The organism is Pseudomonas sp. ADAK7 (genome assembly GCF_012935675.1).
Taxonomy (GTDB): Bacteria; Pseudomonadota; Gammaproteobacteria; order Pseudomonadales; family Pseudomonadaceae; genus Aquipseudomonas.
Genome location: NZ_CP052861.1, coordinates 5,545,287 through 5,559,055 on the forward strand (window position 1 = coordinate 5,545,287; position 13,769 = coordinate 5,559,055).

Annotated in this window: 8 protein-coding genes, 2 tRNA genes and 2 rRNA genes; 9 read left to right on the top strand and 3 right to left on the bottom strand. The window is 57.5% G+C overall.

The genetic code is table 11. The features are described from left to right. Positions 1–159: 159 nt before the first annotated feature. From HKK53_RS25505 to HKK53_RS25535, 7 genes are all read left to right on the top strand, one after another. A tRNA-Ile gene (locus tag HKK53_RS25505) sits at positions 160–236 on the top strand. Between the two features lie 34 nt (positions 237–270). Next, a tRNA-Ala gene (locus HKK53_RS25510) sits at positions 271–346 on the top strand. A 234-nt stretch (positions 347–580) separates the two neighbouring features. Then, positions 581–3,470 (top strand): 23S ribosomal RNA (locus HKK53_RS25515). A gap of 158 nt (positions 3,471–3,628) precedes the next feature. Beyond that, positions 3,629–3,744 (top strand): 5S ribosomal RNA (gene rrf / locus HKK53_RS25520). A 149-nt stretch (positions 3,745–3,893) separates the two neighbouring features. Then, positions 3,894–4,553 (top strand): paraquat-inducible protein A, encoded by a 660-nt coding sequence (locus HKK53_RS25525; protein ID WP_169373060.1) that lies wholly within the window; start codon positions 3,894–3,896, stop codon positions 4,551–4,553. Then, positions 4,540–5,163 (top strand): paraquat-inducible protein A, encoded by a 624-nt coding sequence (locus tag HKK53_RS25530; RefSeq protein ID WP_169373061.1) that lies wholly within the window; start codon positions 4,540–4,542, stop codon positions 5,161–5,163. The genes HKK53_RS25525 and HKK53_RS25530 overlap by 14 nt, the downstream gene beginning before the upstream one ends. After that, positions 5,156–7,459, top strand: coding sequence for a PqiB family protein (locus HKK53_RS25535; protein WP_169373062.1), 2,304 nt, complete (start codon positions 5,156–5,158; stop codon positions 7,457–7,459). Before HKK53_RS25530 ends, HKK53_RS25535 begins: the two co-directional genes overlap by 8 nt. Before the next feature lie 71 nt (positions 7,460–7,530). Here the strand turns inward: HKK53_RS25535 and mksF are convergent, their stop codons facing one another. The 3 genes from mksF to mksB are packed head-to-tail and all read right to left on the bottom strand — an operon-like array spanning position 7,531 to position 12,336. Next, complete coding sequence (gene mksF / locus HKK53_RS25540) at positions 7,531–10,371, bottom strand: Mks condensin complex protein MksF (protein ID WP_169373063.1); 2,841 nt, start codon at positions 10,369–10,371, stop codon at positions 7,531–7,533. Then, positions 10,368–11,069, bottom strand: a complete 702-nt coding sequence (gene mksE, locus HKK53_RS25545) for an Mks condensin complex protein MksE (protein WP_169373064.1) — start codon at positions 11,067–11,069, stop codon at positions 10,368–10,370. The genes mksF and mksE overlap by 4 nt, the downstream gene beginning before the upstream one ends. Then, the gene (mksB, locus tag HKK53_RS25550; protein WP_169373065.1) at positions 11,059–12,336 is read right to left on the bottom strand and encodes an Mks condensin complex protein MksB; all 1,278 of its coding nucleotides are present in this window, start codon (positions 12,334–12,336) and stop codon (positions 11,059–11,061) included. Before mksB ends, mksE begins: the two co-directional genes overlap by 11 nt. 206 nt (positions 12,337–12,542) lie before the next feature. On the opposite strand from mksB, the gene HKK53_RS25555 reads away from it, so the two are divergent. Both HKK53_RS25555 and rimI read left to right on the top strand, forming a co-directional pair. Continuing rightward, a complete protein-coding gene (locus HKK53_RS25555) occupies positions 12,543–13,283 on the top strand; it encodes an energy transducer TonB (protein WP_169374292.1) in 741 nt (246 codons plus the stop codon). Beyond that, on the top strand, positions 13,276–13,728 hold the full coding sequence (gene rimI, locus HKK53_RS25560) for a ribosomal protein S18-alanine N-acetyltransferase (RefSeq protein ID WP_123410073.1): 453 nt from the start codon (positions 13,276–13,278) through the stop codon (positions 13,726–13,728). Before HKK53_RS25555 ends, rimI begins: the two co-directional genes overlap by 8 nt. The last annotated feature ends 41 nt before the right edge of the window (positions 13,729–13,769 follow it).

Sequence of the window (13,769 nt, forward strand, 5' to 3'; positions counted from 1 at the left end):
CGACATCAGCTGCTCCATAAGTTCCCACACGAATTGCTTGATTCATTGAAGAAGACGATAAAGAAGCAGCCTGTATCAGGTTGTAGCTTGGTTGGTTAGAGCGCACCCCGTGCTTTGTGGTAAAGAGCAGGGTGAGGTCGGCCTGAATAGCTCGAAATTGGGTCTGTAGCTCAGTTGGTTAGAGCGCACCCCTGATAAGGGTGAGGTCGGCAGTTCGAATCTGCCCAGACCCACCAATTTTGCTTGTGTGGGAAACGCCTGTAGAAATACGGGGCCATAGCTCAGCTGGGAGAGCGCCTGCCTTGCACGCAGGAGGTCAACGGTTCGATCCCGTTTGGCTCCACCACTACTGCTTCTGTTTGTTGAAAGCTTAGAAATGAGCATTCCACCAAGACGGTGATGAATGTTGATTTCTAGTCTTTGATTAGATCGTTCTTTAAAAATTTGGGTATGTGATAGAAAGATAGACTGAACGTTACTTTCACTGGTAACGGATCAGGCTAAGGTAAAATTTGTGAGTAATTGCGAATTTTCGGCGAATGTCGTCTTCACAGTATAACCAGATTGCTTGGGGTTATATGGTCAAGTGAAGAAGCGCATACGGTGGATGCCTTGGCAGTCAGAGGCGATGAAAGACGTGGTAGCCTGCGAAAAGCTTCGGGGAGTCGGCAAACAGACTTTGATCCGGAGATGTCTGAATGGGGGAACCCACCTAACATAAGTTAGGTATCTTAAGCTGAATACATAGGCTTAAGAAGCGAACCAGGGGAACTGAAACATCTAAGTACCCTGAGGAAAAGAAATCAACCGAGATTCCCTTAGTAGTGGCGAGCGAACGGGGACTAGCCCTTAAGTGGCTTTGAGATTAGCGGAACGCTCTGGAAAGTGCGGCCATAGTGGGTGATAGCCCTGTACGCGAAAATCTCTTAGTCATGAAATCGAGTAGGACGGAGCACGAGAAACTTTGTCTGAATATGGGGGGACCATCCTCCAAGGCTAAATACTACTGACTGACCGATAGTGAACTAGTACCGTGAGGGAAAGGCGAAAAGAACCCCGGAGAGGGAGTGAAATAGATCCTGAAACCGTATGCGTACAAGCAGTGGGAGCCCACTTTGTTGGGTGACTGCGTACCTTTTGTATAATGGGTCAGCGACTTATTTTCAGTGGCGAGCTTAACCGAATAGGGGAGGCGTAGCGAAAGCGAGTCTTAATAGGGCGTCTAGTCGCTGGGAATAGACCCGAAACCGGGCGATCTATCCATGGGCAGGTTGAAGGTTGGGTAACACTAACTGGAGGACCGAACCGACTACCGTTGAAAAGTTAGCGGATGACCTGTGGATCGGAGTGAAAGGCTAATCAAGCTCGGAGATAGCTGGTTCTCCTCGAAAGCTATTTAGGTAGCGCCTCATGTATCACTGTAGGGGGTAGAGCACTGTTTCGGCTAGGGGTCATCCCGACTTACCAAACCGATGCAAACTCCGAATACCTACAAGTGCCGAGCATGGGAGACACACGGCGGGTGCTAACGTCCGTCGTGAAAAGGGAAACAACCCAGACCGTCAGCTAAGGTCCCAAAGTTATGGTTAAGTGGGAAACGATGTGGGAAGGCTTAGACAGCTAGGAGGTTGGCTTAGAAGCAGCCACCCTTTAAAGAAAGCGTAATAGCTCACTAGTCGAGTCGGCCTGCGCGGAAGATGTAACGGGGCTCAAACCATACACCGAAGCTACGGGTATCACTTAGGTGATGCGGTAGAGGAGCGTTCTGTAAGCCTGTGAAGGTGAGTTGAGAAGCTTGCTGGAGGTATCAGAAGTGCGAATGCTGACATGAGTAACGACAATGGGTGTGAAAAACACCCACGCCGAAAGACCAAGGTTTCCTGCGCAACGTTAATCGACGCAGGGTTAGTCGGTCCCTAAGGCGAGGCTGAAAAGCGTAGTCGATGGAAAACAGGTTAATATTCCTGTACTTCTGGTTATTGCGATGGAGGGACGGAGAAGGCTAGGCCAGCTTGGCGTTGGTTGTCCAAGTTTAAGGTGGTAGGCTGGAATCTTAGGTAAATCCGGGATTCTAAGGCCGAGAGCTGATGACGAGTGTTCTTTTAGAACACGAAGTGGTTGATGCCATGCTTCCAAGAAAAGCTTCTAAGCTTCAGGTAACCAGGAACCGTACCCCAAACCGACACAGGTGGTTGGGTAGAGAATACCAAGGCGCTTGAGAGAACTCGGGTGAAGGAACTAGGCAAAATGGCACCGTAACTTCGGGAGAAGGTGCGCCGGTGAGGGTGAAGCATTTACTGCGTAAGCCCATGCCGGTCGAAGATACCAGGCCGCTGCGACTGTTTATTAAAAACACAGCACTCTGCAAACACGAAAGTGGACGTATAGGGTGTGACGCCTGCCCGGTGCCGGAAGGTTAATTGATGGGGTTAGCTAACGCGAAGCTCTTGATCGAAGCCCCGGTAAACGGCGGCCGTAACTATAACGGTCCTAAGGTAGCGAAATTCCTTGTCGGGTAAGTTCCGACCTGCACGAATGGCGTAACGATGGCGGCGCTGTCTCCACCCGAGACTCAGTGAAATTGAAATCGCTGTGAAGATGCAGTGTATCCGCGGCTAGACGGAAAGACCCCGTGAACCTTTACTATAGCTTTGCACTGGACTTTGAATTTGCTTGTGTAGGATAGGTGGGAGGCTTTGAAGCGTGGACGCCAGTTCGCGTGGAGCCAACCTTGAAATACCACCCTGGCAACTTTGAGGTTCTAACTCAGGTCCGTTATCCGGATCGAGGACAGTGTATGGTGGGTAGTTTGACTGGGGCGGTCTCCTCCTAAAGAGTAACGGAGGAGTACGAAGGTGCGCTCAGACCGGTCGGAAATCGGTCGTAGAGTATAAAGGCAAAAGCGCGCTTGACTGCGAGACAGACACGTCGAGCAGGTACGAAAGTAGGTCTTAGTGATCCGGTGGTTCTGTATGGAAGGGCCATCGCTCAACGGATAAAAGGTACTCCGGGGATAACAGGCTGATACCGCCCAAGAGTTCATATCGACGGCGGTGTTTGGCACCTCGATGTCGGCTCATCACATCCTGGGGCTGAAGCCGGTCCCAAGGGTATGGCTGTTCGCCATTTAAAGTGGTACGCGAGCTGGGTTTAGAACGTCGTGAGACAGTTCGGTCCCTATCTGCCGTGGACGTTTGAGATTTGAGAGGGGCTGCTCCTAGTACGAGAGGACCGGAGTGGACGAACCTCTGGTGTTCCGGTTGTCACGCCAGTGGCATTGCCGGGTAGCTATGTTCGGAATAGATAACCGCTGAAAGCATCTAAGCGGGAAACTAGCCTCAAGATGAGATCTCACTGGGACCTTGAGTCCCCTGAAGGGCCGTCGAAGACTACGACGTTGATAGGTTGGGTGTGTAAGCGCTGTGAGGCGTTGAGCTAACCAATACTAATTGCCCGTGAGGCTTGACCATATAACACCCAAGCAATTTGTGAACTCGAGAGAGACCAGATTGCGGTGTGTGAAGACGAAACGAACCGAAAGTTCGCAGCAAAAAAACACACAAATCTATCGCATACCCATTCGCTGGAGCGTGAACCTGAAAAGGCAAACGAGCTGGCTACCGAATTTCTTGACGACCATAGAGCATTGGAACCACCTGATCCCATCCCGAACTCAGCAGTGAAACGATGCATCGCCGATGGTAGTGTGGGGTTTCCCCATGTGAGAGTAGGTCATCGTCAAGATTAAATTCCGAAACCCCTATCTGCGTATGCAGGTAGGGGTTTTGTTTTGACCGCGAGAAAGTGAGCTAAGACAGCCGCACAAATTTGCACAGTTATTTTCGATGCAGAACACTAGAATAGGTCCATCTTTTTCGGAGCAAGAGCCTTTTATGCCAGATTCGGTTGACGCCCCAGGGCTGTCAGATTTACCGCTGGACGACTTGGTGGCGTGTCATGAGTGCGACCTGCTGATGCGCAAGCCCGAACTCGCCCATGGCGAGAAAGCCCTCTGTCCGCGCTGCGGTTACGAGCTCTACGCTCATCGGCACAATGTCGTTCAGCGCAGCCTCGCCTTGGTCATCGCCGCATTGTTACTGTATGTGCCGGCGAACTTTTTGCCCATCATGCAACTCAATCTACTCGGGCAATCGTCGCAAGACACTGTCTGGACCGGCGTTGTCGGCCTGTTCAACACCGGCATGCAAGGTGTCTCGGTCGTGGTGTTCCTGTGCAGCATGGGAATCCCGCTGCTCAAGTTGCTCTGTCAGTTGCTGGTGCTCCTGAGCATTCGCTTCGATATCGGGCGTAGCTACGGATTGTTGCTCTACCGCATTTACCACCATCTGCGGGACTGGGGAATGCTTGAGGTTTACCTCATGGGCGTATTGGTCGCGATCGTCAAGCTGGCAGATATGGCAGCCATCACCGTCGGTCTTGGCTTGGCGTGCTTCATCAGTTTGTTGTTGGTCCAGGTGTGGTTGGAGGTTGTGATGTCGCCTCACCAGATCTGGCAGGCTTTGTCAGGAGAAGATGCCCATGCGGGCGATTGATGCAGGCATTCTGATTTGTATCGAATGTCATGAGTTGAACAAGCAAGACGCCGACACCGACGAGCAGGTCTGCACCCGTTGCGGTGCGCTGGTCCATGCCCGACGGCCGAACAGTTTGATGCGCACCTGGGCGTTGCTGGTCACCGCCGCGATTCTCTACATTCCGGCCAATGTGCTGCCGATCATGACCGTCAGCTCCTTGGGCAAGGGCGATCCCAGCACCATCATGTCCGGTGTGATCCAACTGGTTCAGCACGGCATGATTCCGATCGCAGCCGTGGTTTTTATCGCCAGCATTCTGGTACCAACGTTCAAACTCGTCGGTATCGCATTGCTGCTGTTTTCGGTGCAGCGGCGCCAGCCACTGTCGGCACGCCAACGAATCGTGATGTACCGCTTCATCGAGTTCATCGGCCGTTGGTCGATGCTGGATATCTTTGTGATCGCCATTCTGGTGGCGGTCGTCAATTTCGGACGGCTTGCCAGCGTCGAAGCCAATCTTGGCGCCATCGCCTTCGCCAGTGTGGTGATTCTGACGATGCTTGCCGCAGTTACTTTCGATCCCCGACTGATTTGGGATAACACGGAGTCGGACGACGACCATGACTGATTTGCCTACAGCGAAAACCCGACCGGCCTCGAACTGGTCAGCTATCTGGGTCCTGCCACTGATCGCCCTGATCATCGGCGGCTGGCTCGGCTGGCGTGCCTACAACGAAACCGGTATCGAGATTCAGGTGCGCTTCGAGAGTGGCGAAGGCATTCAGGCCAACAAGACCGAAGTGGTCTACAAAGGCATGTCGGTCGGTAAGGTGAAGACCCTGAAGCTCGATGATGAAGGCAGCTCCAAAGGGGTGATCGCCACAGTCGAGATGAACAAGGACGTAGAGCAGTACCTCAAGACCAGTACCCGTTTCTGGCTGGTCAAGCCGAGCGTGAGCCTGGCCGGTATCACCGGCCTGGAAACCCTGGTGTCGGGTAACTACGTGGCCATCAGCCCTGGTGAAGGCGAGCCGACCCGCAAGTTCAAGGCACTGGCCGAAGAGCCGCCGCTGTCGGACTCCAAGCCCGGTCTGCACCTGACCATCAAGGCTGATCGCCTGGGTTCGTTGAACCGCGGCAGCCCGGTGTTCTACAAGCAGATCAAGGTCGGCCAGGTCAAAAGCTACCTGCTGTCTGAAGACCAAAGCACGGTCGAGCTCAAAGTGTTCATCGAGCCGACCTACGCCAGCCTGGTGCGCAAACACACGCGCTTCTGGAACTCCAGCGGCATCAGCATCGACGCCAATCTGTCGGGTGTAAAAATCCGCAGCGAATCCTTGGCCAGCATCGTCGCCGGCGGTATTGCGTTTGCCACGCCGGAAAACCGCAAGGACAGCCCGCCTACCGATCCGAGTCTTCCATTCCGTCTCTATGAAGACTTCGATGCAGCCGCCGCCGGTATTCGGGTCAAGGTCAAACTCAGCGATTTCGAAGGCCTGCAGGCTGGTCGTACGCCAGTGATGTACAAAGGCATCCAGGTCGGCAACCTGAAGGCGCTGAAGATTGACCCGGACCTGTCCGCCGCTACCGCAGAGTTGACCCTTGATCCATTGGCCGAGGATTACCTGGTCACCGGCACGCAGTTCTGGGTGGTCAAGCCGTCGATTTCCCTGGCAGGCATCACCGGTCTGGAAGCCTTGGTCAAAGGTAACTACATCGCTATTCGCCCGGGCGACAAGGGCAGTGCGCCGCAACGCGAGTTCGTGGCGCGGGCCAAGGCGCCGCCGCTGGACTTGCGTTCACCGGGCCTGCACATGGTGCTGTTCACCGAGAACCTCGGTTCCCTGGAAGTCGGCAGCCCGGTGCTCTATAAGCAGGTCAAGGTCGGTTCGGTCCAGAGTTATCAGTTCTCCAAGACCAAGAAACAATTGGTGATCGGCGTTCATATCGAGAAAGAATACGAAGGGTTGGTCAATGCCTCGTCGCGGTTCTGGAATGCCAGCGGCATCACCCTCAGCGGCGGGCTGACCGGAGGCATCCAGGTTAAAAGTGAATCGCTGCAAAGCCTGATGGCCGGCGGTATCGCTTTCGAAACCCCGGAAGCCAAGGCGCCGCTGCAAAAGAAGATCCCGCGTTTCCGTCTGTTCCCGAGTCATGACGATGCGAACCAGAAAGGCGCGGTGGTCACCATCAAAGTCGATCGCGCCGATGGTTTGCGTACTGGCACGCCAATCCGCTTCAAAGGTCTGGACGTCGGTAAGATCGAAGATGTCGACCTGACCGATGACTTGCAGTCGGTGATGCTGACCGCACGGATTACCGAAGTGCCGGAACGTATTGCGCGGGTGGGCAGTCAGTTCTGGGTGGTCAAGCCTGAGCTGGGGTTGATCAAGACCTCGAACCTCGAAACCCTGGTCACCGGCCAATACATCGAAGTGCAACCGGCGGCGAAAAACCTCGGTCCGCAGAAGAACTTTGTAGCGTTGGCCAATCCGCCGGAATCCGCCAAAGTTGAAGCCGGGTTGAGTCTGGTATTGAGCGCAGCCCGCCGTGGTTCGCTGAAAACCGGCGTGCCGGTGACTTATCGCGAAATTACTGTGGGCAAGGTGACGGGTTATGAGTTGGGCTCGACAGCGGATCGTGTGTTGGTGCACATCCTGATCGAGCCGAAGTACGCGCCATTGGTGCGCAGTGGCACGCGGTTCTGGAACACCAGCGGTTTTGGTCTGGACTTCGGCCTGTTCAAAGGCGCGACAGTGCGGACCGAATCGCTGGAGACCCTGATCCAGGGCGGCATCGCTTTCGCCACACCGGACGGCGAACGCATGGGCACCCCGGCCCGACCAGAGCAGACGTTCCCGCTGTTCGACAAGTTTGAAGATGAATGGCTGACCTGGGCGCCGAAGATTTCTCTCGGCAAATAACCCCGGGCAACAGATATGAAAAAGGCCGCGATCCATTGGATCGCGGCCTTTTTCGTATCTAACGGTTCAAATCAAACCGCATCCAACTCCGGCTCGTCCGCTTCAACGTTGACAGTCGCCTTCACTTCATCGTGACGACGAATGTACTTCCAGTCCGCCTCATCGATATAGATCCCGTTCGGGCCGCTGCCACCTTCCAGGTCAATCGCCACACTGGCGCAGACCTGCGGCTTCACACTCGCCAGGATCGGCACGAAGCCCAGTTGCAGGCTGGTTTCCAGCAGCGCTGCCTGGTTCTTCTCATCGATGTCCGCCGCCTCATCGAGGTAGTACGGCAGGCGCACGCGACCGGCCTGGTCGCGGTCCATCAGGTGCAGCAACAAGTACATGTTGGTCAGCGCCTTGATGGTCATGGTGGTGCCGTTGGACGCCGCGCCATCGATGTCGGTGTGGATCACTGGCTGACCGTTGACCTTGGTAATCTCGAACGCCAGCTCGAACAAGTCCTTGAGCCCGAGCTGGTTGTGGTTCGCCGCCACCAGCCGCGCCAGGTATTCCTTGGCTTCTTCGTTCTTGTTGTCCTGATCGGCACTTTGGCTCAGGTCGAACACGGAAAGGGTTTCGCCTTCCTCGTACTGCCCGGCGCTGTGGATGATCTGGTCGATGTGCTTGAGCGCTTCCTTGTTCGGCGCGAGGACGATGCGGAAGCTCTGCAGGTTGGACACCTGACGCTTGTTGATCTCGCGGTTGAACAGCGCCAATTGATGCTCGAGGCTGTCGTAGTCGCTGCGGATGTTGCGCAGGGTCCGGGCGATATCCGTAACCGCGGCACGACGCGCCTTGCCGAGGGTCAGCGCTTCGTCGGTACGGTGCGCGTACGCGTTGATCAGCAATTGCAGTCGACGCTCCATATCGTCTTCGCTGTCGAACTTGGCCACGCCTTTGAGGCGCACCTGCGCATACAGCGCCTCGATCTGTCCGTCGCTGCGCTGCAATCCCTGCCAGCTGTCCTGGTAGTCGTTGAGCAGCGGCAGCAGGTTGTCCATGGAGTCGTCGATCGGGTCCATGAACGGTGTGCCGAACGGCAGGTCTGCCGGCAACAACTGACGGCGGCGCAGGGCGTCGTCGAGAGTGCGTTGCTTGGCTTCCATGTCGCCGATCTGCCGGCCGACCAATTGCAACTTGGCCGACAGTTGCTGGACGCGTTCGGTGAAGGCGTCGCTGGAACGCTTCAACTCTTCCTGCGCCGCTTCCATCTGCGCCAGTTGCTCAAGCTTGTCGTCTTCCTCGGCGCTCAGGGTTTGTGCGCGACGGAAATCTTCCAGGGCTTTCTGCGCGTCCAGCACTTGCTGGTACAGCGCTTCGGTCTGGGTTTTGCTCGCTGCGCGGTCAGCAACCACGGCGGCTTGGGTTTTCAGTTGCTTGAGTTCTTTTTCCAAGCGCTCTTTCTGATCACGCAACGCGGCGCGGTCAGCCAGGGCTTGCAGGGCTGGCGGCTCAATGTGCGAGATATCGATGGCCAGACCCGGTACTTCGAAACGCTCGCCTTTAAAGCCATCGAGGATCAGCTCCAGGGATTTGACCCATTGACCATCCTCGTCCAGCGTAATCCCGTGCTCGCCCAGCGGCAGGCTGAACAGTGCGCTGTTGAACAGGCGCATCAGGCGCTCGACGTCCTGTTGCGAGAACTCTTCACGCAGACGCGCGTAGCTGTTGTTGTCAGCGTGATCGAGTTGCTGTTTCACCGACTTCAGGCGTTTTTCCAGATCCCGCAGACGTTCTTCCAGATCCTCAGCGCTGAACTGCCGCGACTGCGCCAACGCGCCGGCCAATTCATCGTGAGCATCCTTGGCCGCCAGCAGTTGCTGCTCCAGGACTTTGACGTCGGTGACCAAGGCGAAGCGATGCTTGAGCACCGACAACTCGCCGAGCCAGCGCTGGATGCCGGTGATTTCCCGCTCCAGGCGCATCAGCTCCTGGGTGCCGCCACGCTGATCGTTTTGCAGGGCGTCCTGCTCGTTGCGGTAGTGCTCGGCCTGAATGGTCAGCTCTTCCTTGCGCGCACTGGCGTAATCCGACCAGGTGCCGAGCAAGGAGTCGAGCAGCGGCGAGATGCGATGCAACTTGCCACGCAGGATGTTGCGCTGGGCTACGCCTGAGGCAAGGGCTTCAACCAGCGGGCCGGCGGTGACCAGCGAGTTGTAGTCCTGCTCCATGCGTCGTACATCGCGGAACGCTTCTTCGCACGCGGCGATGTAATCGACGCTACCGGAACGCAGGCTGTGTTCGAAGGCATCGAGGAACAGCTGCTTGAGCTTGGCCGCGGTGATTTCGCGCATGTGCAGCAGGTTGATGAACAACGCGCGGAAGGTCTTGAGGCTTTGTTCGCTGGTGGAGCGCAGCGGGATCAGGGTCAGGTCCAACGGAATCGAGGTGTGACCGCCAACCAGCAAACGCCGCAGTTCATCGGGCTTGAGTTCGTACGCTTTCAGGCCTTCGCGCTCAAGGTTGGTGAACAGCTCTTTCTGGCGCAGGCAGGTGTCGTTTTTCTGGTAGTGGGCCAGGTCGAGTTTGCCGGCGTAGGCAAAGAACTGGTGACCGAAACCACCGCCCGGGCCACGACCGACCACGCCGATCACGTGCGGGCCGTGGGGCAGGGAGACTTCGACCAGGATGTAACTGGTGTCCGAGGCGAAGTAGAAGCGCCGGGATTGTTCCAGGCTGTACTTGCCGAAACTCATGTCCGACATGCGCGCCAGGATCGGGAACTGCAAGGCGTTGATCGAAGCGGATTTGCCGAGGTTGTTCGCGCCGTAGACCGACAACGGTTCTTCCAACGGGAACAGGCCGAGGCTGTAACCGGCGGTGTTCAAAAGGGCGAAGCGGCGAATGCCGTAGCGTTCCTTACTCATGCGTCGGTCTCCTGTTCTTCGGCAATGGCGCGGGCCATGGCGTCTTCTTCGCTTTCTTCTTCGAAGTCACTGAGGTCTAGCGGATCGTCGGTTTGCAGCAGCTTTTCATCGCTGTCGTCATCGATCAGTACTGGAACCGGCAACGGCAAGACGCTGTGCAGGCTGGCCGCCAGATCGCGGTCTTGTTGGACCGACAGGCAGACATCGAGGAAACGGTGCATCGGCGGCAGGAAACGGTAGATGCCGTTTTCTTCACCGGCGAAACCGAGTTGAGTCATGCGGCGCATGATTTTTTCTTCGAGCTCTTCGACGGTCTGCACCTCGGCCTGGATAAACAGGTCGCGGTACTTCTCCAGCAACGACGGCAACTCATCGCGGCCAAGGCTGCCACCATCAAGCACGGCCACCGGGTCGCGACCCTGGTCGGCCAGGTGCTCGACGAGGATGAAAGTGAACAGCGCCAGGCGTTGTGCAGTCTTGTTCACCGCCGCAGCGGCGAGGTCCGGCACGAAATAGTAGAAACCACGGGTGTCGCAAACCAGTTCATAGCCCAACGCCCGGAACAGCGTGCGGTACTGGTCCTGGAAGTTCGACAGTTGCGCGTACAGCTCCGGATCGCGGCGGCTGACGTGGTAGCCCTTGAACAGCTCGCGAAAGATCGGCGCCAGCTGGGACAGTTCGTTTAGATCAAGATGCATTTGGGATGCTCGCAGAATCCTCGGCGGCGGTGTCGCGGGCCAAGAGCAGGGCGAAGGAGCGCAGGCTGACCTGATGCTCATGAGTGTGGTAATCACGGCGTTCCAGACGCTCGCGTTTGAAGCGTTTTTCCCGCGACAGGCGCGAGAACCAATACAGCAATTCGTCGGTGGCGCCGTCCGGTTCCTGCTCCAGCAGCCAGGTCATCAGGTCCGGCATCGGCAGTGCGTCTTCGCAGCGTTCGAGCATTTCCCGAACCGTGCGTGGCGCGCGCGGGGCTTCGCCTTTCTGGGTCTTGTGGGCCTTGGGGAAGCGCGCCGGTTTTGGCTCGAAACGGGCCAGGGCATACACGTAGGCTTCAACCTGACTGGCGCTACCGAGGAAGGTGCTTTGCGGTCGCGTGAACATCGGCATCGCGGCTTGCGGCACTGCATCGATGCCTTTGCGACGGATGGCCGACAGAGCCAGCGCCGCGCCACGGGTCACGGCATTGTGACGGCGCGCTTCTTCACGCAACGGCAGCAGCAATTCCCGGGCGTGACGCAAGGTGAGCTGGGCGCTGGTCTGCATTTCGAGGATGCGCGCGTGGGTGCGCAGCAGCATGTCGTCGTCGACCAGATGGCCGAGGCGCTGCTGTTCGGTGAGCATCTTCAACAGAACGTTCTCGACCTTGCGCACGCCTTGTTCAAAGGCGCCGTCGGCGTTCACCAGTTGAATCATCGGCTCGACGTATTCGTCCCAGGTCGCCAGCACTTCGGCATAGCGCTGACGCAGCGGGATCTGCCGGTCGCTGGTTTTTGCGCGCTCGGCGACGGCCACCAGGGCCTGTTCGTCGTTGGCGAGTTTCTTCAGGACATCGCGTACGCGCATGTCGAGCAGACGCAATTGGCGCGCCAGGTCGTGGCCGTCGCGGATGTCGAAGGCGTCCTGGATGTAACCGGCCAGCCGTTCGAGATGGCGCAGATACGCTTCGATTTCCAGGCACAGGCCCAGGCGGTGCTCACGGCGCAGGTAGGCGAGAAAGTCGTGGATCTGCGCATTGAGCTCGAAACGGTTCGGGCTTTTCGCCACGGGCACCAGAATGTCGAGGCGAATCCACACGTCCAGCAGGCTGGTGATGTCCTGCGGGGTACTGTCCAGTTGCTGGGCGGCCAGCTGTGAACGCAGTTCGTTGAGGCTTAGGGTGCCTTGGTCGAAGTGCTCGCACAGTGGCTCCAGAAGTGCCCAGTGTTCAGCGAGGGCGCGCAAGACGCGCTTGGGTTCGATCATCGGGATGGCCGGCTGGTTGTCGAATAAAAGCAGCGATTGTACTGCATCAGACCCGTTGCGATTCACTCGCGGGACGGACAGTAGGCTTTCTATCGATCAACAGCGGGCGATCTTGAGCGAAGGGCGGTAGAATCAGCGCACTTTAGTTATCCACAAGTGGCCGACCTTTGCTTATCGAGTCCCGTCGCCGCGCTTATTTGACCGCCATGCAGGTGGTCAACTGGCTGCCGCGCACCGAATTGCCCTTTGCCGCGCCCTCGCGCCCCGAACTGCTGGAGGCACCAGAGCCGTTGGTCGTCGCCCCGGTGGTGCCGGCGACCGTGGCTGAGGCACCCGTAGAACCGGTGGTCAAACCCGCCGAGCGGGTGAAAATTGAGGTGCCGCGGCCATCGCTGGCCAGCACGCGCACCAACGCCAAGGCCGAAGAAGAAGCCGCACCGGTGGTGACCAAGGCGCCCGTCGTGCCGCCGCCGCGTTTTGCCCTGCAATTGCTGCGGGCCGGGCGTTGCCTGCTGCTGGTGGAGTTACCCACAGGCGAAACCTTCCAGACCCGCGATCCCGCCTACATGTTGCTCAAGGACATGCTGCGTGCCGCCGGTCTGCCGGACAGCCCGCAGATTGTCGGCGAGCCGGTGCGCTGGCCGCTGTTGGTCCGCGGCACCATGGACCAGGGCCCGGAAGCGGCGCGCGACTTCGTCCAGGGCTTTCTTTCGGCCCGGCTCGAAGACGCCCCGTGCGTGTGTCTATGGCTGATCGGCCTGCCGGCGGTGCGGTTTGCCGGTGAAGCGAACGCCGAATCCTTCAACCGTGAACTCCAGGTCGAAGGCCTGGGCTCGGTCTGGGCCCTGCCGGGCCTGGAATTATTAATGGAAGAGCCACAGCGTAAGGCTGATGTCTGGCAAGCCATGCGTCGGCTGATGGCGCGCTGGAAAGAATCGAATGAGTGACGCTGTATCGTTCCGCCCGATGACCGAGGCGGACATGGACGCTGTACTGAAGATCGAATACGCGGCCTATAGCCATCCGTGGACCCGCGGGATTTTTCTCGACGGCCTGGGCAAGTACCAGATCTGGCTGATGTTCGAAGGTTCGCAGCAGGTTGGCCACGGGGTGGTGCAGATCATTCTTGATGAAGCGCACCTGCTGAACATCACCGTCAAACCGGAGAATCAGGGCCGAGGCCTGGGTTTGACGTTGCTGGAGCATTTGATGTCCCGGGCGTATGACGCCAAGGCGCGGGAATGTTTCCTGGAAGTGCGCGACAGTAACCGTGGGGCCTTCAAGCTGTATGAGCGATATGGGTTTAACGAGATTGGTCGGCGCCGGGATTACTACCCGGCGGTAGGCGGCCGGGAAGATGCCGTCGTCATGGCCTGTACCCTGGTCGATTGAGATTTAAAAGCTTCGCGGGCAAGCCTTGCTCCTACAGGTTT

Excerpts from the sequence above, each read along its gene's own strand:
- HKK53_RS25535 (WP_169373062.1), top strand. The coding sequence starts at position 5,156 with ATGACTGATTTGCCTACAGCGAAAACCCGACCGGCCTCGAACTGGTCA.
- HKK53_RS25530 (WP_169373061.1), top strand. The coding sequence starts at position 4,540 with ATGCGGGCGATTGATGCAGGCATTCTGATTTGTATCGAATGTCATGAG.
- HKK53_RS25555 (WP_169374292.1), top strand. The coding sequence starts at position 12,543 with ATGCAGGTGGTCAACTGGCTGCCGCGCACCGAATTGCCCTTTGCCGCG.
- rimI (WP_123410073.1), top strand. The coding sequence starts at position 13,276 with ATGAGTGACGCTGTATCGTTCCGCCCGATGACCGAGGCGGACATGGAC.
- mksE (WP_169373064.1), bottom strand. The coding sequence starts at position 11,069 with ATGCATCTTGATCTAAACGAACTGTCCCAGCTGGCGCCGATCTTTCGC.
- mksF (WP_169373063.1), bottom strand. The coding sequence starts at position 10,371 with ATGAGTAAGGAACGCTACGGCATTCGCCGCTTCGCCCTTTTGAACACC.
- mksB (WP_169373065.1), bottom strand. The coding sequence starts at position 12,336 with ATGATCGAACCCAAGCGCGTCTTGCGCGCCCTCGCTGAACACTGGGCA.
- HKK53_RS25525 (WP_169373060.1), top strand. The coding sequence starts at position 3,894 with ATGCCAGATTCGGTTGACGCCCCAGGGCTGTCAGATTTACCGCTGGAC.